The organism is Streptomyces sp. TLI_55 (assembly GCF_900206255.1).
GTDB classification, from domain to species: Bacteria; Actinomycetota; Actinomycetes; order Streptomycetales; family Streptomycetaceae; genus Streptomyces; species Streptomyces aquilus.
Map to the genome: position 1 here is coordinate 4461013 of NZ_OAOJ01000001.1, position 22205 is coordinate 4483217.

Genomic DNA, 22205 nt, shown 5'->3' on the forward strand with positions numbered 1-22205 from the left:
CACACCAGTTACGGCATGCTCAGGGCATGGATCTGGTGGGGATCGGAGCCATCTCGGCTGCAGCTGTGGCAGCGCTCGGAGTGCCAGCCGCTGTCCTGGTGGGCCGTTGGCAGATGCGCGGCGCGCTGCGAGCAGCTGAGGAGACTGGCCGTGCCGGCATTGCTCAGGCGGAGTCGACATACAGAGCTGCCTTGGATGCTGTTCGTACCGAGGCTGACGCGGCTCACTTGCAGTGGCGGCGTGGCATTCGACGTGACGCGTACGCAGGCTTCCTTCTGGCGATGACGCGCTGTGTACAGGCCGCCGAGGCGCTACCGCGGGGACTACTAGAGACGTCTCAAGTCCTCAGTGCCGCCGAGGACGAACTCACTCGGGCGAAGAATGATCTAAGCGCAGCGCTTTGGGTGGTGAAGCTCGAAGGACCCCCTGATGTCGCCGACATTGCTGGAAGCGTGTCGTCGCGTACCTACGAACTCACGGGGGCGCTGGCTCGGAAGGCCGAGTATCACCGTGCGGCCAGCATCCTCTATCACCTCAGATCGTCCAATCCCACAGCTGCGGAACTGGATGCCGCGTTGATGGGATTGGCCGTGGTAGTGAGCGAGACGGGGTACAACGCGCGGCCCGGGTCACGACAGATGCCGCCTCAGGAGGTGACGGAGGCCGTCGAACGCGCAACGGAGCTGCATGGCCAGTTGTCGGACGACATAGGAATCTCTGAATGGGTCGTGCTGCTCAACGAAGCGCTCAACTACTACACGGACCCAGAGGCGCTCAACCGGCAGCTCACGTCGACTGTAGAGCAGCTGCTCCCTTCCTGCAGACAGGCTCTGGATGCCCGATCGAGTACAGATGATCTTTCCCTGACGACAGATCTCTGACATCCACGGCTGACATCAACGACGCCGGACGGGGGCGTACTCCAGCGACTCTGTCCGGCCGTCCCACCAGTCGCCGACCGCAGCCGAAGCGGGCCCGGATCGAACTCCTAAAGCGGTGCTCCGAGAGCGCCGGCGCCTCATCAGCAATGGTCGCTACGCTCGGACTCGTGAGCGAAGCCGCCCGACTCGTAGCGAACCACCGAGTCCACGTCGTACCCGTTGTGCTGGCCCTGGCCAATCCACCCTGGCAGCGGAACGTCTGGCTCGACCCGTCGGCGTTCGAAAACCTGGACCACGTCTTCCAGACACTCTTCGACGACTTCTGCGACGCCGACGAGCCAGAGCGGTACCTCGGCATCAGCCTCCGAAGTGACGAAGAGGTCGTCCTCATGCGAGAGCTAGGTGCCGCGCTCAACGCCGCGGCAGCCGAGGCGCCCAACGACACCGACGCGGAGCATCTCCAGTCATCTGCCTGGCCAGAGGTCGTGTCCATCGCCGGGCGCCTCGCTCAAGTCATGGTCACGAACGACCTACGAGAACTTGCCATGCTGCTTGAGGACGCGGCCGTGCCAGACTCGTGCCAGATCGTGCGGGGAACCACGGGGAACAGCGGGGAGCAGGCTGGCGGCGATTCAGGCTCCGACACGGCGTCGCCACAGGTCGGCTCGGCAACCTCTCGCGAACGCCCTTAGCTTCCCAAGCTGATGCTCTGCCCCGCACCTTGATCGATCATTTCGGATCCGGGCCGTCTTCTACTTCTTGAAGTTGCTCCGCAGTATGTCCGTCGAGGACTTGAGGAGGTCGACCTTCGTTGCCAAGGCCGGGTCCAACCACAAGAGAAGGACGATCACGGGCCAGCCTACGTAGGCGATCAGTTGGAGTTCGGTGGGGATGGTGGCCGGGACGACGCCCGTGAGTTGGAGGGTGAGAACGAGAGCGGGAGGGATGAGAAGGACGAGGAAACTGCGAAGGGCGCTCAGGAAGCGAACGCGGAGAACCTGGGCGACGGGATCGGGCTGACGGTGCGGGAGTTGGTCCCAGTGGGCGTGCACCGTGCAGTTCAGGACATCGGTAAGGACCGCACGGAGCGCCAGCCAGGTGTCGGCACCGGGGCTGAGGACCGAGCGCTTGAGGTCTCGGGTTGCTGCGGCTACTCCGGCTATGTGGTGACGGAAGGCTCGACCTGTGGCCTCCTCGATGGTGGAGCGACGGCCCTCGGGGCCGAGCGGTTCGACAAGGATCCGTTCCTGGCCTCGAGCGATGTGCTCGATCAGGTCCAAGGCCTGGCGGCGGATCGTGGGATCGGCCAGAGCCGGTTCGTATTCGAGGAGGACTAGGAGATCGATCACGTCGTTGACGTGATGAGTGAGGGGGTCGCGGGAGCGAAGGCGGGACTGGGCGATCTTCACCGGTACTTCTGCAAGGAAGATTGTGCCGAGTATCAGCCACCACGACGCGCAGCCGATAACCATGGCCAGGCTCGGAATCAGAACGGCGTCGGCGGGGGGCCCATGGCCGCGCCACAGCACCGTCCCGAGAACGATCAAGGTCACAACGGTGCAGATCAGCAGAATCCGGAAGATCCCCAGACTTTCCGCCGCTGCGACGATCAAGATCACCGCAACGAAACCGACGATCGCGGAGACGACAAGCAGCACAAACCGAAGCAAAGTGAGCGCACTTCCCAGAGGCTCGAGCACCAGCAGAACCGCACCGAGGAGACCGGCGGCGAGGATCAACCCAGGTAGGCCTGAGTCGGCGCTGAGCCGCTCGCCCCAACTGGAGATCGCCGCCTGGCGCCGGCTGAGCGCGCGAAGGCGTGCTTGGAGTCGTGGCGGAGTGTCGGCGGGGAGCAGTTCGGCGATCAGTGCGACGCGGTCGGCGTCATCCACCGTACGCTCCTGTTGCCCTGGGTATGGCGGCCGCAGCCGTGCGAAACGGCGCTTCAGTAGGGGCTGGATCCGCTGCTTCTGATCGAGCGCGTCGGTGCTCTGCGGGTTGGTCTCCAGGACGCGGTCGTAGCGGGCCACCGCTTCTTCGTAGTGCCCCTGATCGAAGGCGCACGCTGCGTATTCCAACAGCAGCGGCACGTTGCGCGGTTGGCTTTCGAGTGCTCTGGCGGCCAGTTCCTCGGCCGTATCAGCGCATTCCAATGCCCTCAGCGACGCCACGAGGCCGAGCGTGCCGTAGTGACTGGCCTCGCCGTAGAGCTGTGCCGCTCGCTCGTATCGCTCCTCCTCGTACTCGATCATCGCGAGTTGAAAGAGGGCCCAGGGATGGCGGGGACACAGTGCGAGTGCCGCCTCGGCCGTTCTGCGAGCCTCCCGTTTGCGTCCCAGGATCCGTAGGCAGTTGATCTGTCCGGCGTGGGCCCACACCAGGTGCGGGTCCAGCGCTTGGGCCAAACGGTAGTTCGCCAGGGCCTCGGCCGTCTGGCCGCGATACACCTGGACGTCGGCGCGCGAGGTCAGTACGCCTGCATACAAAGGCTCGTGGGTCGGTAGATCTGGTTCCGGGAGGCCAGCGAAGCCAGCCAGGAGAACGAGGCCGTCGAACGCGCTCGGGAGATCGGGCATCGACTCCAAAGCCCGTACGAAACTGCCCTGGGACTCGTCGAGAAGTGCACGAAGTGATTCGTCGTCCTGGCGGGGTACTTGTTCGAGGGCCAGACGGCACCAGCGAGCGAACGCGTGCCAGCCCCGTTCGAGATCCAGCGCTGGGCAGGGCGTCGCAACGCGCCCCAGTAAACGCTCAAGCAGCAAGTGCTCTTCGTCTAGGAGGTCCTCCATCCGCAGGATGTACGCCTTGGCCAACACGGCCTCGAGATCGTCGGGCCAGGAGCGCAGGGCGGTGTCCAGGGCGCTGAGCGCAGCCTGAATATCCCAGGTTTCGAAAGCACACCAGGCTGACTCGACCAGCAGGCCAGGGCTAGGAGCCCGTTCACGGAGAGCTGTGTCGAGGAGCGTACGGGCGTCGGCCGTACGCCCCGCGAGACGGTATGCGGTGGCGAGGCCGCGTACAGCCTGCTCTCTGTCCGGGTCGACGGCGATGGCCCCGTTGAAAGCGTCGGTCGCTGCCTCGTCGTCACGCGCCTGGGTGCCGGCGTGGATGCCCACGTGGAGGGGGCTCTCCCGCAGCCCGAGTGCCACAGTGCCTTTCGCGACAAGCAACTCGGGTCCGTCACCGTGGGCGGCGATCGCGTCCGCCAGCGCGTCGCGTGCCTCGTTCGCATTTCGTAAAGCCCACAGCGATCGTATCCGTCCGCTCAGCGCCGCCGTGTCACCTGGGTCCCGGGCCAGTGCCATGTCGAAGCGCTCCAGCGCGCTCGCAGGGTCGTGGCAACGCAGCAACTCCTCAGCCCGCTCCATGGGCTGATTGCAGCAGAGGTGATTGCACGCAGTCGAGGGGTTGCGAGCCGTGGCTATGTCTTGGGGCACCACTGACCGCCGCGACCGCATCCCAGACCGACAAGCCCGCCAGACCTCAACAAAGGTCCCAAGACTTCCTTGACGGTTTGTCGTCAGGAGATCCTTGACGATCCTCCTGCGTGCCCATGCCTTTGACGGTGATCGATCCGAGGTTCAGCCGCCCCGTCTCAGTTTCCGTCTCATTCAGCACCGTTCGCCGACGTTCAGCCGAGACCAGAAGGCCGCTATCGCTCACGGGCCAACCTCGCATGACCGCAGGTGAATGCCCCTGAACCTAGCCCATGACCCCACCATCACAGTTGGAAAGCGTGTTGGGGGCAACCCCTCACGAGTTCGAATCTCGTATCCTCCGCCAGTGCCTCACCGGGCACGATGTCGAAGGGCCCCACCGTTCGCGGTGGGGCCCTTCGACGTTGCTGGTTGCAGTTTTGGTTGCAGTTGCTGTGACCGGGCCGGGGCGGGCCCCGGTTTCACTGGCTTGAGGGCAGGTCGAGGTGCTTCTTGCCGAGGAAGATCGGGCAGGCGTCGCCGCGGCCCATGGTGATGACGTAGTCCAGTGGACGCTCCGCCGGCGATCTACCGGGTGGACCCGGTGTGCTCCCGCACAGTCGCCGCCTCGCTCGCCGTCGTCCCGGCCTCCGGCTCGGCGCTCTTCCCCGCGAACCCGCGCCGGCCCGGCAGGACCGCGAGGACGATCAGAGTTCCGGCGGCCATGATGATCCCGCCGATGAGGCTGGTCTGGGCGACTCCGTGGGCGAATGCCTGGTGGACGGCGTCCACGGCGGCCTGGGCCTGCTGGGGCCCGGCGGAGGGGTCCTGTGCGACCCGCTGCGCGACGGCCAGGCCGGCGCCGACCGAGTCCTTGGCGGTCTCCATCGCCTGCGCCGGGAGCCGGTTGCCCACCAGGTCGGTCAGTTCGTCCCGGTAGGCCGTGCCCAGCAGCGAGCCCAGCACCGCGATGCCCAGCGCCCCGCCCAGCTCCAACGCGGTGTCGTTGACACCGCCGCCGACGCCCAGCTCGGACTCGGGGAAGGAGCCCATGATCGTGTCGGTCGCCGGGGAGATGGCCAGTCCGAGCGCGAGGCCCAGCATCATCAGCGGCGCCAGGAAGTCCCCGTACGTCGACCCCTTGTCGATCTGGGTGAGCAGGAACATGCCCGCCGTGCCGATGGCCAGGCCGGTCACGGCCATCACCCTCACCCCCAGCTTCGGGGCGAGCACCCCGGTCACCGCGGACCCGAGGAACACCGCACCGCCCAGCGGCAGCAGCCGTACACCCGTGTCCAGGGCGCCGTAGCCGAGGACGAACTGCAGGAACTGCGTCGAGTAGTAGATCACTGCGAACATGCCGAAGAAGAAGAACATCACCGCGAGCATCGAGCCGCTGAAGGGCCGCAGCGCGAACCTTCGGACGTCCAGCATCGGGTGCGGGTGCCGCAGCTCCCAGGCGACGAAGGCGACCAGACCGACACCGGCGACCACGGCGGCGGTGACGGGGCCGACGCCCCAGCCGGCGTGCGGGCCCTCGATGGCGGCGTAGATCAGGGAACCGACCGTGACGATCGACAGCAGACCACCGACGTAGTCGATCCGGCCCATGCCCTCCGCCTTGGACGGGGGTACCAGGGCGAGCGCGCCGAACACGGCGAGGACGGCGATCGGCACGTTGATCAGGAAGGTCGAGCCCCAGGCGTGGTCCTCGAGCAGCCAGCCGGAGACCAGCGGGCCGACGGCAACCGCCACCCCGGAGGTCGCGGCCCAGGCGGTGATGGCCTTGGCCCGCTCGCTCCGGGGGAAGGTCGCGACCACCAGGGACAGCGTGGCCGGCATCACGACCGCGGCACCGATACCCATGATCGCGCGGGCCACGATGACCAGCGAGGTCTCGTCGACCAGGCTCCCCATCACCGAACCGCCGGCGAAGATCAGCAGCCCCAGCACCAGTGCGCCGCGCCGGCTGTACTTGTCACCGATCGCGCCCAGCACCAGCATCAGCGCCGCGTACGGAACGGTGTAGCTGTCGACGACCCACTGCAGATCACTGCTGCTCAGGCCCAGGTCGGTGGTCATGTCGGGGGCGGCGACGATCAGCGACGTGTTCGCCATCACCGTGATCAGCAGGCTCAGGCACAGCACGAGCAGCGCCCACCAGCGCCGCGCGTAAGGCCCGGTCATTTTCTCCACGGGGGTGTTCGCAAGGAAGGGCATCAGTAGCTCCTGAGGGGGACGGGACGAACGAGTTGAATCACTTGATCGCCCGTGAGACGAGCGGGCGACGGGCTGGGATCTCAGGGCTTCGAGATCATCCTTTGGTCCCTTTTGGGCTTCCTTCGGCGATCCCCTGGAGAGCCGCGTCGGTGTCCGCGATGGCCAGCGTCCTGTTGATGTCGGCGCCGGCCAGTGCGCCGGCCGCTGCGGAGGCCCCGACCTGGGCGACCAGATCGGTGGCGTTGCCGGCCACCCACACACCCGGCACTTCGGTGGCGCCGGCCGTGCCGGAGGCGACACCGCGGCCCTTCGGCCCGTCCTGCACCGGCAGGCCCAGACCCTCCAGGCCCTGGGTGCGGGCCTGCATCGGCGCGGCGACCGCGACGACGCGGCGGGCCACGACCTGGCCGTCGGCCAGGCGCACCCCGGCGAGGGCACCGTCGGCGTCGTGGACGACCTCGGTGACCGGGGTGTCGATGACACGGATGCCGCGGGCGGCGAAGCGGGCGCGGCTGTCCTCGTCCAGGTCGGTGCCGTGGGTGAAGTAGGTCAGGTCATCGGTCAGCTGACGAAACAGATACGCGTGCTCGATGGAGGCCGGGCCGGTGGCGAGGATGCCGATGGGCTCGTCGCGCACCTCCCAGCCGTGGCAGTACGGGCAGTGCACCACGCTGTGCCCCCAGTGCTCGGCGAGCCCGGGCACCTGTGGCAGCACATCCGTGAGGCCGGTGGCCACCAGGATGCGGCGGGCGGTGATGCGGCGGCCGTCGGCCAGGGTGACGGTGAACCGCAGGTCCCCGTCCGCCGACGGGACGGCGGACTCGGCCGAGACCACCTCGCCGAACACGACGCGTCCGCCGTACTGGCGCACCTGCTCCCGGCCCCGTCGAAGGATCTCGGACGGCGGGGTGCCGTCGAAGACGATGAAGCCGTGGACGGCCTCCGCGGGCGCGTTGCGCGGGGAGCCGCTGTCGATCACGACGACCGAGCGGCGGGAGCGGGCGAGGATCAGTGCACCGTTCAGCCCCGCGGCGCCCCCGCCGATCACCACCGCGTCGACGGTCCCCTCGGCCAGCGCGTCGCTCGCGTACGGAGGAGTCGCCACAGCCATGGCCTTCTGCCTTTCCTTGTCAGTCATGGTTCGGTCGACCCTTCGAGTTCTGGGTGGTTGGTTGGAGGGGGTCAGCCGTTCAGGAAGCCCACGATGTGGTCGGCGACCGTCTTGGGCTGTTCGAGGTGCGGGAAGTGCCCCGCGCCGAGGACAGCCCGACGTTCGTGATGTACAGATCCAGTCCGGCGATGAAACTCGCCGTCGCCAGGATCGCGAGGACCAGACCGGGCCTGGCCTTGTCGGCCTGAAGGCGTCGCAATGCCGGGCGGCGCGGAGGAGAAGGCATGGGTTGCTCTCCCTCGCGCCAGGCGTGCACGCACCCTGTCCGGTGAGCTCAGGACGGTTGTGTACTGAACAGTCAGAAACCTAGATGGTTCTGTACTGGGTTGTCAATAACGGCGGGTCGGCTTTACCTTCGGTGTATGGCGAGACCACGAAGCTTCGACCGCGACCACGTCCTCCACGCCGCCGAGCGGCAGTTCCGTGCTTCGGGCTACAACGGCACGAGCGTCGACGACATCAGCGCCGCCACCGGCCTGGGCCGCGGCAGCCTCTATGCCGCGTTCGAGGGCAAGCACGGCGTGCTGCTGGAGGCGATGGCCGGCTATTTCGCCCGGCTGGCGCAGGGTCCGCGGAAGATGCTCGCCGGACCGGACGAGGGTGCTCTGGAACGACTGCACGCCTACTTGCTCCGCGCCGTCCACGGAGTGCCGCTCGCCGCCGACGTACCCCCCGCCTCTGACCGGGCGGGGGCGGCCTGCTTCGCCGCCAAGATGGCCCTGGAGATCGGCGCCTCCGACCCCGAGGTGAAACGCCTGGCCAACGACTGCTTCTCCGTGGTCCGGACGGCGGTGGCCGAGTGTGTGCGAGCGGCGCAGCGCAACGGCGACATCGACCCCGACGCGGATCCCGACGACCTCGCGTACCTTCTGCTGACCATCATCCGCGGGACCGATGTCGTAGGCGCGTACGGCCACAGCCCCGACCGCCTGACCTCGATCGTGGAGAGCGTGTTCGCCTTGCTGCCTCGCCCTCGCCACACCTGAGAAGGGCACGGCCGGCCTCGCTGCACAGGCACCTGATGCGGTCGGCCCACTTCGAGGCCGTGGACGCACGTCTCGTAGGTCGATGGGGGCCGCATTAGTCCTGGTGCGGTCCCCACCCCGTCGGCATCAGTTAGCCCCGACGGTCCTGATCAGCGGCAGCCCACCCGCGACGACTCTCGCCGCGCTCCGCGCCGCGGGTTACGCCTCGGTCGCCGAGACCGCCGAGGGAACGGTGCGCATCGAGAAGCGTGCGCCGCAGAGGGCCGCCGCTGCCGTTCCGCCCCCGCGAAGGAGCGCCGCGCGGCGTGGGCCCCGGACCACCCCGGCCCGCCCCTCGCACCGGAACCCGACCCGTTCGGCAGCGGGGTGCCCTTCGGGACCGACACCGAGGAGATCGTCGCCGGATACGCGAAGCACCTGTCGTACAGCGACGTCCGCCAGGTCGCCCACGCCATCGACACCGGTGCGGCCATCACGGTCGAGTACGTCGCCACCTCGGGCAACCGGACCGTACGCACGCTCAGCGACCTGGAACTCGACCCGCCCTACCTCGACGCGTGGTGCCACCTGCGCGAAGCGGAACGTGTCTTCACTCTCTCCCGCATCCATGGCGTGATGCCCGCGCAGGACTCGGGGCCGGGTCAGGTCGCCGGTGCCGGTTCGTGGTCCTGGTCCTGATCCTGGTCCTGATCCTGATCCTGGTCCTGGTTCTGGTCCTGTTCCGGCTGGCGTTGCGTCGGCAGGGAGATGTCCCGCCGCTCCCATGCCCTCGTCGTGCGGAGGTAGCCGTAGATGACCGAACCCATCGCCAGCAGGATCAGTGGGCCGTACAGCCACGGGAGGCGGGCCAGTTCTGTCGGGAGGTAGCGGTACGACAGGAGGAGGGCCGTGAAGATCGTCGTGCCGTAGGTGACCAGGTGGGTCGCGGAGCGGTCCCAGCCGCGGGCCTGGGCGCGCAGGGCCGCCTCGATGGTGAGGGTGAAGACCACGCCGGCCACGAGGTCGGTGCCGTAGTGCCAGCCGAAGCCGAGGGTCGCGGCCAGAGTGGCGATCAGCCAGAACGTGCCCGCCCAGCGCAGCACGCGCGGGCCCCGGCGGGAGTGGATGAAGATCGCGGTGGCCCAGGCCGTGTGCAGGCTCGGCATGCAGTTGCGCGGGGTGAGCTCGTCGAACGGGATCGCGTGCGGTGCCGTGAGCGGGGGTGGCGTGTTCGGCCAGAAGTCGCCCACCGACCACTGCGCGGTGGCGGGCGTGTGGGTCCACAGGCCGACCGGCTGCCAGTGCTCGATGCCCGTGCCGTAGGCGAAGATCGGGCCGACCACCGGGAAGATCATGTAGATGCCCGGTCCGAGCAGGCCGATGACCAGGAACGTGCGCACCAGGTGGTGGCGTGGGAAGCGGCGTTCGGCCGCCACGTTGCGCAGGCCGTAGAGAGACACCAGGACCGCGGCCACGGCCAGCTGGCCGTAGACCAGGTCGAGGAGATGGGCGCCGAAGGGGCCGGTGGCCTTGAGCATGCGGCCCGCCACCCAGGACGGGTCGCCCAGGGCGCGGTCGGCGACCGCCACGTACGGGTCGAGGACCATCGGGCGCGCCTTGGCGGTGATGAGCAGCCAGGTGTCGCCCGTCTTACGGCCCGCCACCAGCAGCAGCGCGAGGCCCACGCCCTTCAGCAGCAGGACGCGTTCGGCGCCGGTGCGGCGGGTGAGCGCGATGACGCCGTAGCCGAGGACGACCCACAGCGCGCCGTTGCCGAACGGGTGGCCGCCGTGCAGGCCGGTGCCGGTCGCCCAGCGCACGAGCAGCAGGACGGCGTCGATGCCGAGGGCGACGCCGAGCGCGCGGAAGCGCTCCCGCCGGGTGAGCACCACCATCATCAGCGCCATGGCGCCGTACAGCAGGAAGCCGGACTTCGGCGGGAGGATCACCTCCTTGACCTGGGTCGTCAGGGGTCCCGGCAAGCCGTAGTGGCGTGCCGTGAGCTCCATCGCGATGAGGAAACCGACGGTCACCGCACCGGCCGCGGTCCACAGGATCGTCTGTGGGCGGCGCCACGCGGCGGACGTGGTTCTTCGTCGTATTCGCGGGAGCGGGTGGTCCCGCGGCTCTCCAGGTATCAATGGGCCGGCCGATTTCTTGGACGTGGGTGCGGGCGGACGTGAGTGCGGGCGGATGTCGGACGGGCGTCTTGCGGTGTTGGGCCGTCGCTCATCGTAAGTTCAAAGACCCACACCCTCAGAGGGCCCAGCCCGGAAACCGGTTCGGCTCCGCCGCCTCCGTGCGGTCGCTCACGTCAGGTTCAGGCCACCGTCCAGCACGATCACCTCGCCGGTGAGGTAGCTGCCGGCGATCAGGGAGGCCACCAGGTCGGCCACGTCGGCGGGCCGGGCGGGGCGGTGCATCGGGGCGCGTTCGCGCCAGAGTTGGTGGGCCTCGGCCCAGTCCTTCGTCATCGGGGTGTCCACCAGACCGGGCGCCACCGCGTTGACCCGGACGTCCGGGCCGAGCGCGGCGGCGAGGAGCCGGGTGACGTGGTTCAGGGCGGCCTTGCTCGCCGCGTACGGGACGGACGAGCCCTTGGGGCGCACCCCGGCGTGGCTGGTGATGTTCACCACGCTGCCGCCGCCGGGTGCGTCGCGGAGCGCCGGGAGCGCCTCCGTGCACAGCACCCAGGGGGCGATCAGGTTGACCTCCAGCAGCCGGCGCCAGTCCGCCGGGGTCGCGGCGGCCAGGTCGGCGTGCGGGATGGGCCAGCTGATGCCCGCGTTGTTCACCAGGACGTCGAGGCGGCCGAGGCGGTCGAGGGCGGTCCCGACCAGGGCCCGCGTCTCGTCCTCGACCTCCAGGTCCGCCTGTACGTACGTCCCGCCGAGCTCCGCCGCCAGGGCCTCGCCCGCGTCGGTGCTGCGCCGCGAGTGCACGACGACCCGCATCCCGTCCCCGGCCAGCCGCCGGGCCACGGCCTCTCCGATGCCGGACGTGGAGCCGGTGACCAGGGCCACGGGGCGGTCCTGCGCTGCTGCTGTTCCCATGCCAGGGGATCCTGCCACCCGGTGCCGGGTGGCCCCCGCCGGTGGCTCCTGCCACCGCCAGCAGGCAGCTCCCGCCGGCAGAACCTGCCACCAGCCCCCGGCGGCTCCTGCCGTGGGCCGGTTCAGGGGCGGCTCACTTGCCCTCGGCCAGCGTGTGCGCCACCAGCGCGTTCGCGTGGCCGTGGCCCAGGCCGTGCTCCGTCTTCAGCCAGGTGACGAGTTGCATGTGCCGGGTCAGCGGGGAGCTGCGGATCAGCTCCACCCATTCCCCGATCGGGCGGCCGTACTTCTTCTCGATGGACGGGAAGTAGCTGGCGGGGCCCTTGACCGGCTCGGTCATGTGACTCACGTCCTTTCGTGGCGTCGTGTCACTCGGCCTCTATGACCGTGGCCTCCGGCGGAAGTAATCGGCGCTGGGGAGATCCGCTACCGGATCTCGACCTTGTTCGTCTCGCTGACCTGGTCGGTCTCGGAGATCCGCACGGTCGTCCGCATCGTCCAGGTCCCGGCGATGGGCAGGTTGAAGTCGCTGGTGCCCCAGTAGCCGCCCTGGTCGGTGAGCCGGGCGTCGAGGGGGCCGATGTCCTGGGACGCCAGCGTGAAGGTCAGCCGCAGTTCGGGGACGGTCGCGAAACCGCCGTCGGCGCCGTAGACGATCGCCTGCACCTGGTTCTGGCCGACCCGGCCCGGGTCGAGGGTGATCTGTACGGTGCCGCGCCCGGCGGGGCCCAGGTCGAAGGGGACGTTGGTGACCGAGGCGACGGGCAGCCCGCCGCCCGGGGTCGCCGTGGCCGCCTCCTCCGCCGCCCGCCCGGGCAGCGTGCCGGTCAGCACGGTCGTGAGCACCAGCACCACGACCCCGACGGTGATCTCGACGGCCACGGACCGCCGCAGCCCCCGCCGGTACCCGCCGTCGTATCCGGGGACGGCATCCGCGGACTGCTCCGTCGCGGGCAGCGACGACCCCCCACCCGGCCCGCCCACCGGCTCGGGCACCCGCTCCCGTTCCCGCTCCCGTACGACGCTCTCCGCGTCCACCGTCACCAGCCGCGCCGTCCACTGCCGTGACAGCCCGGCCGCGCCGAGCAGCACGAGCACCGCCGCGAGTTTGAAGAGCAGGAGACGGCCGTACGACGTCCCCGTCAGCGCCGCCCAGGAGCCGAGGCCGCGCCAGGACTGGTAGACGCCGGTCACGACCAGGACGGTCACGCAGGCGAAGGCGAGGCGGGAGAAGCGGGCGACCGTGCCGGCCTCGACGACGGAGGCCCGGTACAGGGTGGTGACCAGGGCGGTGAGGCCACCCAGCCAGGCCGCCATCGCGAGGACGTGCAGCACGGAGGCGGTCATCGCCACCGGCACCTGGATACCGGCGGAGGCGTGCTCACCGGCGGCCCAGGTGAGGGCGAGGGCGACGGCGAGGACACCGCCGGCGATCCGGGTGCCCTTGGCGCTCCACGCCTTGCGCACCCAGCGCAGATACAGCGCGGTGAGCGCGAGCAGCGCCAGCCGGGCGAGGAGGACCAGCCCGGGACGGGTCGTCAGCGTCCGGTCGAAGCCGTCGAGGGCCGGGGCCGTGCCCGTCTCGTACGAGGCCCGCAGCAGCAGCTGGGCGACGGTCGCCGCGGCCAGGATCCCCCAGCCCGCCCACAGCAGCCGGGGCAGCACGGTCGCGTCCGCGGGGCGGCAGCCGGCGAGGAAGACGGCCGTGCCGATGAGGAGGGCGGCGGCGAGGTAGGCCAGATAGCGGGCGATGTTGTAGAGCGTGGCCGTCGTCGGGTTCTCCACCGGGCCGGGGTCCGCGACCGCCGAGGTGACCGAGGGCTGGCCCACGGAGAAGGTGAACGCGCCCGACACCGGGTGGCTGTCCGCCGAGACGACCCGCCAGGCCACGGTGAAGGTGCCCTCGCCGAGCCCCTTCGCGGGCAGCGTCACGCGGGCCGTGTCGGAGCGGCCCGGCACATGCTCGGGCTCGCCGGTGCGGACCCGGCGGTTGTCCGGGTCCAGGACGCGGAAGGAGTCGTCGAGCAGGCCGACGGACTCGGTGAAGGTCAGGGTGAGGTGGCGGGGCGCGGTCTTGAGGACGCCGCCGTCCTCGGGGTCGCAGGCGCGGAGGGCGGCGTGGGCGGACGCGGGTCCCGCGCCGCCGAAGAGGAGCAGGACCAGCACGGTGCCCAGCAGCACCAGCCCTTGAAATCGCCGCCGTCCTCGGCCACCGTCACGCTCCACGTCAGTACTCCGCTCGTCCCGCCGCTTCGGGAGAGGTACGTACGCGAGCCGCGGAACACTCACCAGGTCGGGCGGGCGGACACCCCGCCGTCGACGACCAGGTCCTGCCCGGTGATCCAGGAGGCGAGCGGGGAGGCGAGGAAGGCGCAGGCGTCGCCGATGTCCTCGGGGCGGCCCAGCCGGCCCAGGGGAGCCGCCTGTTGCCATCTCCGCACCCCTTCCGGCCAGGCCTCGGCCAGCCCGTCCCGGTCGATCAGGCCCGGGGAGACGCTGTTGACGCGGATGCCGCGCGGCCCGTACTCCAGGGCGGCGGACCGTGCGTGCATGACGACGGCGGCCTTCGCGGCGGAGTAGTGGGCGTGCCCGGCGGCGGGGGTGTGTGCCTCGATCGAGGCGATGTGCGTGACGGACCCGCCCCGGCCCATCACCGACGCGCCCACGTCCATCGCCGATCCGCCACCGCCCGTCGCCGACCCGCCACCGCCCGTCGCCGAACCGTCCCCCTCCATCGCCGACCCGCCCCCGCCCATCACCTCGGCCGCCGCCTGCGTGCACGCGAACACGCTCGACAGGTTGGCGTCCACGACCTCCCGCCACTCCTCGGCGGTCATCCCGGGCAGCGCCTGGACGGGTTGCACCCCCGCGTTGTTGACCAGTGCGTCCAGGCGCCCGCCACCCCACTCGGCGGCCTCCCGCACCAGCCGCCGGCACTCCCCCTCGTCCCGCAGATCGGCCCGCAGCACGACGGCCCGGGCCCCCGACTCCCGTACCCGCGCCGCCACTTCCTCCGCCGCCGCCACCGACGTACGGCAGTGGACCGCGACCGCCGCCGCGCCGCGCTCGGCGAACCGCAGGGCGATCCCGCGGCCGATGCCGCCGCCCGCGCCGGTGACCAGGGCGACCTGTCCTTCGAGGAGTCTCATGGACGGCACAGTCCCGCGATCCGCGCCGCCTCGGCCGGATAACGCGCCACGAGATCCGACAAGTCCCCGTGCTCATAACCCTCGTAGGTGAACCCCGGTGCCATCGTGCAGCCGAAGAACGTCCAGGCGCCGAGGCTGCGGCCACCCATCCAGGTGCCGGCGGGGACGGTCAGCTGCACCGACTGTCCGGCGAGGACGTCCGGGCCGAGGACCGCCGTGCGGGACGTGCCGTCGGGGGCGAGGAGGAGCAGTTCCAGGGGGTCGCCGAGGTAGTGGTGCCAGATCTCGTCGGCGGGCAGGCGGTGCAGGGCCGAGTAGTCGTCCGCGGTGAGGAGGGCGACGATGGCCGTGCCCTCCGGGCCGCCGTCCGCGCGCTCAGGGCCCTCCCAGGTGCGGCGGAACAGGCCTCCTTCGCGCGGGATCGGTTCCAGTCCGTAGTGGGCGACGAGGTCATCCGGGGTCACCCGGGGAACACTACCTCCCGGCTCAGGAAGGCCAGTTGGGCGTGCTTCTCGGGCAGGTACACGTCCGGGAGGTCGATCTCCGGCAGCACGACCCGCTCCCCCGCCACGAACCCCTGCCGCAGGAAGCGGGCGATCGCCTTCTCGTTGCGCACGTCGGGATCGACGACGACCCGGCGCCGGTCGAGGGCCACCAGGACGTAATACGCGACGGCGCCCAGCAGCGCCGCCGACCAGCCGGAGCGGGCGCCCGCGGTGGGGTCGGCGGGCCCGAGGAGCAGGTGGACGCCGATGTCGCCGGGCTCGACGGCGTAGCACTCGCTGACCCGGTCGGCCTCGGGCTCGTAGGTCTGGAGCAGGCCGACCGGTTCGCCGTCCTTCTCCAGGAGGTAGGCGTGATGGGTGTCGAGGGTGTCCATGTGGGCGTAGATGTCGGCCACTTGGTCCTGGGTGAGGCCGTTCATGCCCCAGAAGGCGGCGCGTTCCTCACGGACCCAGGCGTGCACCAGCCCGGCGTCGGCCTCGGCGTCGAGCCGGCGGATGGCGACGGTGCCGAAGCCGTCGATGTCCTGCTTGTGCACATAGAGGTCAGACATCGCTCTCCTTGCTGAGCTGTTCGAAGTCGGTGACGACCGGGACCAGGTCGCCGCCGAGCCACAGGGGCTGTTGATCACGGTGGTGGGGCGAGCCGGGCGCCCCGGAGGCGCCGAACGGCACCACCCAGCGGCTGTCCTCACGCCGGGCCAGGTCCCAGACGTACCGGGCGGCGGGTCCGCGCGCGGCCAGGTCGGTCAGCCCCGGGACGGCCGAGGTGCACAGCACGCAGTCGTGGTCGCCGGAGAGGCCTGGTGCGTCGTACGAGGGGTCCGGCAGCGCCCGCCAGGCGAACAGGCGGTGGGTCTCGCCCCAGGTCTTCACGGGGGCCCCGGCGGCCACCTCTTCGACGGCCGCACGCACCGCGGCCGGCCGGTCGATGCCGTACAACTCCTCGGCCCGCAGCAGGTGTTCGAGCGCGTAGCCGATGCGCGGGGTGAGCCCGAGCCAGGGCAGAAGGACCTCCGGGTAGGCGGGCGGGGTGGTGAGCGCGGCGAAGGCGGGGTGCGCGGCGAGCCGTCGTACGAGCGCGGTGCGCACCGCCGCGAAGAGCGCCGCGGCCGAACTGTCCGCGTCCATACGGCGGTTCCAGGCGAGGAGCGTCGCCCGGAGGTCGCCGGCCGCCGGGCTCAGGTCCGTGAGCGCCGCCAGGTGGTCCAACAGGGGCCCGGCGGAGGCGAGATGGGTGTCCATGTGGATGGCCGGCATGTCGGCGGCCGTCCACTTCTCCTTCCCGGCGAGCAGTTCGGCGATGCGGTCGGCGCGGTGCGGCGGCGCGAACTCGACGCCGAGCGGGGCGGCCGGGCCGCGCTGGTTGGCCATCACGGCGACGCCGTCGGTGAGGCCGGTGCGGGGCATGTCGTGCCAGCCGGTCCACTCGTGCCCGGCCTCCCAGGCGGGCACCACTCGGGTGCGGTTGGTGGTGGACCGTACTGGCACCCGGCCCGCGACCCGGTGCAGCACCCCGCCCTCGGTGTCGGCGGCCTGCACCACGTTGACCGGCTCGGCCCACTGGTCGAAGGCCCGGTCGACGTCGGCGACCCGGCGGGCGCGCAGGAGGGGGAGGAGGGTGCTGAAGCCGAGGTCGCCGGTCACCCGGGGCGGGGTGCGCAGACTGAGGGCGAGCGGGGTGCCGTCGTCGAGGCCCTCGGGACCGCCGGCGATCACGGGGCCGCGCGCGGTCTCGATGACCTCGACCTCCACCGGCTCCTCCCCGGCGACCTCGATCGTCTCGGTGTGCCGGGACGCGCGCCGCCAACTCCCGTCCGGGTCGAGGGCTTCCACCCCGGCCCCGGTGCGGCGCAGCTTCTCGCGGTAGAGGTCCTGGTAGTCGGCCATGGCGTTGGTGATGGCCCAGGCGACCGTGCCGGTGTGGCCGAAGTGGGCGATGCCGGGGATGCCGGGGACGGCGAGGCCGATGACGTCGAACTCCGGGCAGGACAGGTGGATCTGCTGGTAGACGCCGGGGTCCTCGATGAAGCGGTGCGGGTCACCGGCGATGACGGCCCGGCCGGTCGCGGTCCGCTCGCCGCTCACCAGCCAGCCGTTGCTGCCGGAGGTACCGGGGCCGTCGGTGGCGAACAGTGCGACGGCCGCCTCGCCGAGGTGCCGGACGGCCTGCTCGCGCCAGAGCTTCGCCGGGAAGCCCGCGAAGAGGACGTGGGTGGCGAGCCATACGCCGAGCGGGGTCCAGGGCTCCCAGCGGCCGGGGGCGCCGAGCGGGAGTTCGGCGCCGGTGAGGCCTTCGTTGACGCCGTCGACGTACGCCCGTACCCAGTCGGCCGTCTCGGGGTCCTTCGCGCAGAGGTCGGCGAAGCAGCGTCTCGCGGTGTCGTCGACGCGGGCGCGTCGGACGAAGCGGTCCCAGGGGAGGGCGTCGACGCCGAGGACGGCGGCCGAGGTGCCGCGGGCGCGGTGCCGTTCGACCTCCAGCTGCCAGGCCCGGTCGCGGGCGGTGACCAGGCCCTGGGCACGGGCGAGTTCGTGCACGCTGTCCGCCCGCAGATGCGGGATGCCCCAGGCATCGCGGTAGATCTCGGCGCTCACTCTGCAGCTCTCCCGTGCTTTAGGTTAGGCTCACCTAAGTATGTCGGGTGGAATCGTACGCGAGGGGTGAAGAGGCAATGGGGCAGGGGCACGGCTGGGAGGGCGCGATCCTCAAACTGCTGCGCGCGAAGGACTTCGTCCTCACGGTGACCGGCGCCGAGGACGTCACCCCGCACTACCGGCGGCTCCACTTGAGCGACGGCGGCCTGCTCGCCGCGACCGGCGTGCACCCGACGATGTGGGTCCGCCTCTGGTTCTCCGACGCGGGCAAGCCGCACCAGCGGGCGTACACCCTCGTCGACCCGGACCCGGCGGCCGGCACCTTCAGCCTGGAGTTCGCGCTGCACGAGGGCGTGGCCAGCGACTGGGCGCGCGCGGCGCAGCCCGGCGACACGATCGAGGCCACGGTCCACGGCACGGCCTTCGCACACCCCGACCCGGCCCCGAGCCATGTCTTCGCGATCGGCGACCCGGCCTCGCTGCCCGCGATCAACTCCCTCCTGGCGGCCCTGGACCAGTCCCCGGCGACGATCTGGTTCGAGGGCGCCCACGACGGCCTCCCGTTCTGGACCGACCCGGCCCGCCACGACGTGCGCGACGGCGAGGGCCTCCTCGACCGGGTGAAGGCCGACCTTCCCGACCTCCTGAAAGCCCACCCGGACGCGTACGTCTGGATCGCCTGCGACACCCGCACGACCCGAACCCTCTCCGCCTACGTCCGCAAGGAACTGGGCGTGCCGAAGGACCGGATGCACGCGCTGGGGTACTGGCGGGCGGCCTAAAGCCTGGCGTTCTGGCGTGAGCACAACCATTCGCGGGGCCTGTGTGTCGAGAGGGACGTCCATTGCGCGAGTCAAGGAGTCCCGTTGCGCAGAGCAGCCGCGGCAGCCGCCGTGCTCACCGCTTCCCTCGCTGTCACACTCACCCCGCTGACGTCATCGGCCGCCAGCCCCTACAAGGGCGCCAACACCGCGGCCGTCCAGGACGACTTCAACGGTGACGGATACCGGGACCTCGCGGTCGGAGCGCCGTACGCGGCCAACGGCAGCGTGGAGGAGGCCGGTTCGGTCGTCGTGTTGTACGGGGGCCCGGGCTCGGGAGTGAACGCCACGCGGCGGTCCGTCATCACCCAGGCGACGTCCGGCATTCCGGGCGGCCCCGAGGCGTGGGACCACTTCGGTTCCGCGGTGACCAGCGCGGACCTCGACCGGGACGGGTACGCGGACCTGATCGTCGGCGCGTCGGACGAGACCGTCGGCACCAAGGACTCGCGGGGCGCGGTGACCGTCGTATGGGGCGGGCCGACCGGGCTGAAGGGCGGGGCGGGCCTGACCGTGCCCACCGGCTACGGGGAGGGCAGGACCTACTGCGGCTTCGGAATGTCGCTGGCCACAGCCGACATGAACGGCGACGGCAACCCCGAACTGGCCGTCGGCTCCCGCTGCGAGGCCGCCACCTACACCGGCCCCTTCACCCGCACCGGAAAGGCCGCCGCCGCGGTCCGCGACGACTTCTTCGGGGGAACCGAAGGCGTGGTGGCGGGGGACACCGACGGCGACGGCCTGGCCGAGCTGTACTGGCTGCCCGGCCCCTCGGACGACGACCTGCGCGGATCGGTGTACGTCTACGAGGGCGCCCGCCGCCCCAACGCCGTCCCGGCGACGAACAGGCCCACCGAACTCCCCTACGCCGACGGCTACGCCGGCGCCATCGGCGACATCAACGGCGACGGCTACGGCGACCTCGTCACCGGCATCCCGATGGACGACTCCATGTCCGGCGGCCCGGCCGGCCGGGCCCGCCCCGGCGGCGAGATCCAGGTCCTCTACGGCAGCGCCCAGGGCATCACCGCCGACCAGCAGCCGAAGGTCTACCACCAGGACACGGCCGGCGTACCCGGCGCCGCGGAGAACGGCGACCAGTTCGGCCGGTCGCTCAGCATCGGCGACGTGAACGGCGACCGATACGCCGACGTCCTGGTCGGCGCCCCGGGCGAGGCCGTCGGCTCGCGCAAGCTGGCCGGCACCGCCGTGCTCCTGCGCGGCTCCGCCTCCGGCCTGACCACCGCCAAGGCCGCCGGATACACCCAGGACACCGCGGGCGTCCCCGGCGCCGTCGAGACCGGCGACCAGTTCGGTGCCGCCGTGCACCTGGCCGACCTCAACAAGGACGGCAAGGCCGAGACGGTCGTCGGGGCGCCGACCGAGAACAGCGACGGCTGCGTCTGGGTGGCCCGCGGCTCCGCCTCGGGTCCCGTGCCGAGCGGCTCGGTCAACGTGTGCGGCAAGAGCGCCGGCATCAGCGTGCGGAACGTGAAGGGCTACTTCGGCGCCGCCCTGCCCGGTCCTCACGTGGAGCTCTAGCCCGCCCCGGGGCATGATCGGGGTCATGGACGTCACCCTGCACCTCGCCCAGGACCCCGAGGCCGACGCGCTCCTCGGGCGCTCCCCGCTCGCCGCGCTCGTCGGGATGCTGCTGGACCAGCAGGTCCCGATGGAGTGGGCGTTCAAGGGACCGCGGACGATCGCGGACCGCCTCGGCGGCGACGACCTCGACGCCCACGAGATCGCCGCCCAGGACCCCGAGGCCTTCGCGGCCCTCCTCTCCGAGAAGCCGGCGGTCCACCGCTACCCGGGCTCCATGGCCAAGCGCGTCCAGCAGCTGTGCCAGTACCTCGTCGAGCACTACGACGGGAACGCCGAGCTGATCTGGAAGGGCGTGACCGACGGACCCGAACTGCTGCGCCGCCTGGAGGAACTCCCCGGGTTCGGCAAGCAGAAGGCCCAGATCTTCCTGGCGCTGCTGGGCAAGCAGCTGGGCGTCACCCCGAAGGGCTGGCGGGAGGCCGCGGGCGCGTACGGCGAGGCCAAGTCCTTCCGGTCGGTCGCCGACATCACGGGCCCGGAGTCCCTGACCAAAGTGCGGGCCCACAAGCAGGAGATGAAGGCCGCGGCCAAGGCGGCGAAGGCCGCCAAGAAGTAACCCGGTCGGCTCAGCCCACCGCGCACGGCGGCCGTCCGCGGTCCAAGCATGGACCATGAGCGAGGCACCGAGCGGCTCCCCGTGGGGTCCGGAATACGACGACCGCAAGGTCCACACCCAACGACGGGTCACCGAGCCGGAACCCCCCTTCGAGGGCCCCCTCCACGCCCTGTCCAAGGCGGCCTGGCAGGTGGTCCTGATCACCGGGATCGCCTCGCTGATCCTGGGCGTCCTGGTGCTGATCTGGCCGGGTTCCACACTCCTCGCCACCGGCATCCTCTTCGGCGTCTACCTCGTCGTCAGCGGCGTCTTCCAGCTGGTCTCCGCCTTCGGCACGCACAAGACCACCGGCCTGCGCGTCCTCGCCTTCATCAGCGGCGCCCTGTCGATCCTGCTGGGCCTGTTCTGCTTCCGCGGCCCCATGCAGTCGATCCTGCTGCTCGCCCTGTGGATCGGCATCGGCTGGCTGATCCGCGGCATCACCCAGACCCTGGCCGCCGCCTCCGACCCGTCGATGCCGGCCCGCGGCTGGCAGGTCTTCCTCGGGATCATCACGTTCGTCGCCGGCATCGTCCTCATCGACTCCCCCTTCGAGTCGGTCGCCGTCCTCACCGTGGTCGGCGGGATCTGGCTGGTCGTCGTGGGCGTCGTCGAGATCGTCACGGCGGTACGGATGCGGGGGCGGGCCGCTCAGGTGCCGCGCGAGGTGTGAGTCACCCGTGCGGGCGGATCTGACGGACGACGCGATGGACCCCGTACTCCCCGGGGCAGACCAGCAACCATGAGCAGCACCAGAACCTGGCTCCGCGCCTTCGTCCTGCTGCTCGCGCTGCTCGTGCCGGTCGCACCCACCGGGACGCCGGCCGCCGTGCCGGTCGCGGTCGGTGAGATCGCCGAGTACGACGTGCTCGACACGGTCCTGCGACCGGCCGAACGGCATCCCGTCGCCCCGCTGCGTCCCGCGCCCCGCGTCGAACCACCCTCCCCCGTCACCCCGGAGGGCACACCGCTCCCGGCGCCGCCGCACCCCACGTCTCGCCTGCTCGCCCTCCGCACGGTGGTCCTGCGCTGCTGACCGGCCCTCGCGACCGAGGCCGTTTCAGCAACGAACGCAAGGAGCACCACCACCATGCCCGTCGACCCGTACGCCGTCCTGCGCGCCCTCCTGCGCGCGGAAGCCGCCCGCAGCGCGCCCAAGCCACCGGTCCCCCAGGAAGAGAAACCGCCGGTGAAGGAAGGGAAGCGCGGCTGAGCCAGGGGCGGAGGC

Annotated in this window: 19 protein-coding genes and 3 pseudogenes; 11 read left to right on the top strand and 11 right to left on the bottom strand. The window is 70.9% G+C overall.

Annotation, left to right across the window (positions count from 1 at the left end; genetic code table 11):
- The first annotated feature begins 26 nt into the window (after nucleotides 1-26).
- Both CRP56_RS47145 and CRP56_RS20430 read left to right on the top strand, forming a co-directional pair.
- Nucleotides 27-881: a hypothetical protein gene (locus CRP56_RS47145; protein WP_143664916.1), complete on the top strand. Its 855-nt coding sequence runs from the start codon at nucleotides 27-29 to the stop codon at nucleotides 879-881.
- A 167-nt stretch (nucleotides 882-1048) separates the two neighbouring features.
- Nucleotides 1049-1573: an SCO4402 family protein gene (locus CRP56_RS20430; RefSeq protein WP_257040844.1), complete on the top strand. Its 525-nt coding sequence runs from the start codon at nucleotides 1049-1051 to the stop codon at nucleotides 1571-1573.
- Between the two features lie 60 nt (nucleotides 1574-1633).
- Here CRP56_RS20430 and CRP56_RS20435 read toward each other — a convergent pair whose 3' ends face one another.
- The 3 genes from CRP56_RS20435 to CRP56_RS20445 form a co-directional block, all read right to left on the bottom strand.
- The gene (locus CRP56_RS20435; RefSeq protein ID WP_101924586.1) at nucleotides 1634-4249 is read right to left on the bottom strand and encodes a tetratricopeptide repeat protein; all 2616 of its coding nucleotides are present in this window, start codon (nucleotides 4247-4249) and stop codon (nucleotides 1634-1636) included.
- A 636-nt stretch (nucleotides 4250-4885) separates the two neighbouring features.
- On the bottom strand, nucleotides 4886-6517 hold the full coding sequence (locus CRP56_RS20440) for an MFS transporter (RefSeq protein ID WP_097266006.1): 1632 nt from the start codon (nucleotides 6515-6517) through the stop codon (nucleotides 4886-4888).
- Between the two features lie 94 nt (nucleotides 6518-6611).
- Entirely contained in the window at nucleotides 6612-7628 is a 1017-nt protein-coding gene (locus CRP56_RS20445) for an NAD(P)/FAD-dependent oxidoreductase (protein ID WP_097266007.1), read from the bottom strand.
- Between the two features lie 422 nt (nucleotides 7629-8050).
- On the opposite strand from CRP56_RS20445, the gene CRP56_RS20450 reads away from it, so the two are divergent.
- Both CRP56_RS20450 and CRP56_RS20455 read left to right on the top strand, forming a co-directional pair.
- Nucleotides 8051-8674 (top strand): TetR/AcrR family transcriptional regulator, encoded by a 624-nt coding sequence (locus tag CRP56_RS20450; RefSeq protein WP_097266010.1) that lies wholly within the window; start codon nucleotides 8051-8053, stop codon nucleotides 8672-8674.
- 127 nt (nucleotides 8675-8801) lie between these two features.
- Nucleotides 8802-9352 (top strand): annotated as a pseudogene (locus CRP56_RS20455) (WYL domain-containing protein); the annotation flags it as partial.
- Here the strand turns inward: CRP56_RS20455 and CRP56_RS20460 are convergent.
- From CRP56_RS20460 to CRP56_RS20495, 8 genes are all read right to left on the bottom strand, one after another.
- Nucleotides 9316-10662: a phosphatase PAP2 family protein gene (locus CRP56_RS20460; RefSeq protein WP_179851069.1), complete on the bottom strand. Its 1347-nt coding sequence runs from the start codon at nucleotides 10660-10662 to the stop codon at nucleotides 9316-9318. The pseudogene CRP56_RS20455 and the gene CRP56_RS20460 sit on opposite strands and share 37 nt — an antisense overlap.
- Nucleotides 10663-10962: 300 nt before the next feature.
- Complete coding sequence (locus tag CRP56_RS20465) at nucleotides 10963-11706, bottom strand: SDR family NAD(P)-dependent oxidoreductase (RefSeq protein ID WP_097266012.1); 744 nt, start codon at nucleotides 11704-11706, stop codon at nucleotides 10963-10965.
- A gap of 133 nt (nucleotides 11707-11839) precedes the next feature.
- A complete protein-coding gene (locus CRP56_RS20470) occupies nucleotides 11840-12046 on the bottom strand; it encodes a DUF4287 domain-containing protein (RefSeq protein WP_097266014.1) in 207 nt (68 codons plus the stop codon).
- Nucleotides 12047-12132: 86 nt separating this feature from the next.
- Complete coding sequence (locus tag CRP56_RS20475) at nucleotides 12133-13887, bottom strand: copper resistance CopC/CopD family protein (protein ID WP_097266016.1); 1755 nt, start codon at nucleotides 13885-13887, stop codon at nucleotides 12133-12135.
- Nucleotides 13888-13991: 104 nt separating this feature from the next.
- Entirely contained in the window at nucleotides 13992-14855 is an 864-nt protein-coding gene (locus CRP56_RS20480) for an SDR family NAD(P)-dependent oxidoreductase (protein ID WP_097266019.1), read from the bottom strand.
- Entirely contained in the window at nucleotides 14852-15319 is a 468-nt protein-coding gene (locus CRP56_RS20485) for a cupin domain-containing protein (RefSeq protein ID WP_097266021.1), read from the bottom strand. Before CRP56_RS20485 ends, CRP56_RS20480 begins: the two co-directional genes overlap by 4 nt.
- Nucleotides 15316-15912: a GNAT family N-acetyltransferase gene (locus CRP56_RS20490; RefSeq protein ID WP_097266023.1), complete on the bottom strand. Its 597-nt coding sequence runs from the start codon at nucleotides 15910-15912 to the stop codon at nucleotides 15316-15318. The genes CRP56_RS20485 and CRP56_RS20490 overlap by 4 nt, the downstream gene beginning before the upstream one ends.
- Complete coding sequence (locus CRP56_RS20495) at nucleotides 15905-17956, bottom strand: penicillin acylase family protein (RefSeq protein ID WP_097266025.1); 2052 nt, start codon at nucleotides 17954-17956, stop codon at nucleotides 15905-15907. Before CRP56_RS20495 ends, CRP56_RS20490 begins: the two co-directional genes overlap by 8 nt.
- Before the next feature lie 77 nt (nucleotides 17957-18033).
- Between CRP56_RS20495 and CRP56_RS20500 the strand changes: the two genes are divergently transcribed.
- The 7 genes and pseudogenes from CRP56_RS20500 (at nucleotide 18034) to CRP56_RS48450 (ending at nucleotide 22190) form a co-directional block, all read left to right on the top strand.
- Nucleotides 18034-18738, top strand: coding sequence for a siderophore-interacting protein (locus tag CRP56_RS20500; RefSeq protein ID WP_097266027.1), 705 nt, complete (start codon nucleotides 18034-18036; stop codon nucleotides 18736-18738).
- Nucleotides 18739-18849: 111 nt separating this feature from the next.
- A pseudogene (locus tag CRP56_RS49300) lies at nucleotides 18850-19740 on the top strand (FG-GAP-like repeat-containing protein); the annotation flags it as partial.
- Between the two features lie 174 nt (nucleotides 19741-19914).
- Nucleotides 19915-20319 (top strand): annotated as a pseudogene (locus CRP56_RS49305) (FG-GAP repeat protein); the annotation flags it as partial.
- A gap of 25 nt (nucleotides 20320-20344) precedes the next feature.
- Nucleotides 20345-20938, top strand: coding sequence for an HhH-GPD-type base excision DNA repair protein (locus tag CRP56_RS20510; RefSeq protein ID WP_097274287.1), 594 nt, complete (start codon nucleotides 20345-20347; stop codon nucleotides 20936-20938).
- A gap of 55 nt (nucleotides 20939-20993) precedes the next feature.
- Nucleotides 20994-21650 carry an HdeD family acid-resistance protein gene (locus CRP56_RS20515; RefSeq protein WP_097266031.1) on the top strand — a complete coding sequence of 219 codons (657 nt, stop codon included), beginning with the start codon at nucleotides 20994-20996 and terminating at the stop codon, nucleotides 21648-21650.
- A 69-nt stretch (nucleotides 21651-21719) separates the two neighbouring features.
- Nucleotides 21720-22013, top strand: coding sequence for a hypothetical protein (locus tag CRP56_RS20520; protein WP_097266033.1), 294 nt, complete (start codon nucleotides 21720-21722; stop codon nucleotides 22011-22013).
- A 54-nt stretch (nucleotides 22014-22067) separates the two neighbouring features.
- Nucleotides 22068-22190 carry a hypothetical protein gene (locus tag CRP56_RS48450; RefSeq protein ID WP_257040845.1) on the top strand — a complete coding sequence of 41 codons (123 nt, stop codon included), beginning with the start codon at nucleotides 22068-22070 and terminating at the stop codon, nucleotides 22188-22190.
- Nucleotides 22191-22205: the final 15 nt, after the last annotated feature.

Coding starts and splice junctions, on each gene's coding strand:
- CRP56_RS20460 (WP_179851069.1), bottom strand. CDS start 10,662: ATGGAGCTCACGGCACGCCACTACGGCTTGCCGGGACCCCTGACGACC.
- CRP56_RS20490 (WP_097266023.1), bottom strand. CDS start 15,912: ATGTCTGACCTCTATGTGCACAAGCAGGACATCGACGGCTTCGGCACC.
- CRP56_RS20515 (WP_097266031.1), top strand. CDS start 20,994: ATGAGCGAGGCACCGAGCGGCTCCCCGTGGGGTCCGGAATACGACGAC.
- CRP56_RS20450 (WP_097266010.1), top strand. CDS start 8,051: ATGGCGAGACCACGAAGCTTCGACCGCGACCACGTCCTCCACGCCGCC.
- CRP56_RS48450 (WP_257040845.1), top strand. CDS start 22,068: ATGCCCGTCGACCCGTACGCCGTCCTGCGCGCCCTCCTGCGCGCGGAA.
- CRP56_RS20435 (WP_101924586.1), bottom strand. CDS start 4,249: ATGGAGCGGGCTGAGGAGTTGCTGCGTTGCCACGACCCTGCGAGCGCG.
- CRP56_RS20520 (WP_097266033.1), top strand. CDS start 21,720: ATGAGCAGCACCAGAACCTGGCTCCGCGCCTTCGTCCTGCTGCTCGCG.
- CRP56_RS20465 (WP_097266012.1), bottom strand. CDS start 11,706: ATGGGAACAGCAGCAGCGCAGGACCGCCCCGTGGCCCTGGTCACCGGC.
- CRP56_RS20470 (WP_097266014.1), bottom strand. CDS start 12,046: ATGACCGAGCCGGTCAAGGGCCCCGCCAGCTACTTCCCGTCCATCGAG.
- CRP56_RS20445 (WP_097266007.1), bottom strand. CDS start 7,628: ATGGCTGTGGCGACTCCTCCGTACGCGAGCGACGCGCTGGCCGAGGGG.
- CRP56_RS47145 (WP_143664916.1), top strand. CDS start 27: ATGGATCTGGTGGGGATCGGAGCCATCTCGGCTGCAGCTGTGGCAGCG.
- CRP56_RS20480 (WP_097266019.1), bottom strand. CDS start 14,855: ATGAGACTCCTCGAAGGACAGGTCGCCCTGGTCACCGGCGCGGGCGGC.
- CRP56_RS20510 (WP_097274287.1), top strand. CDS start 20,345: ATGGACGTCACCCTGCACCTCGCCCAGGACCCCGAGGCCGACGCGCTC.
- CRP56_RS20500 (WP_097266027.1), top strand. CDS start 18,034: ATGGGGCAGGGGCACGGCTGGGAGGGCGCGATCCTCAAACTGCTGCGC.
- CRP56_RS20440 (WP_097266006.1), bottom strand. CDS start 6,517: ATGCCCTTCCTTGCGAACACCCCCGTGGAGAAAATGACCGGGCCTTAC.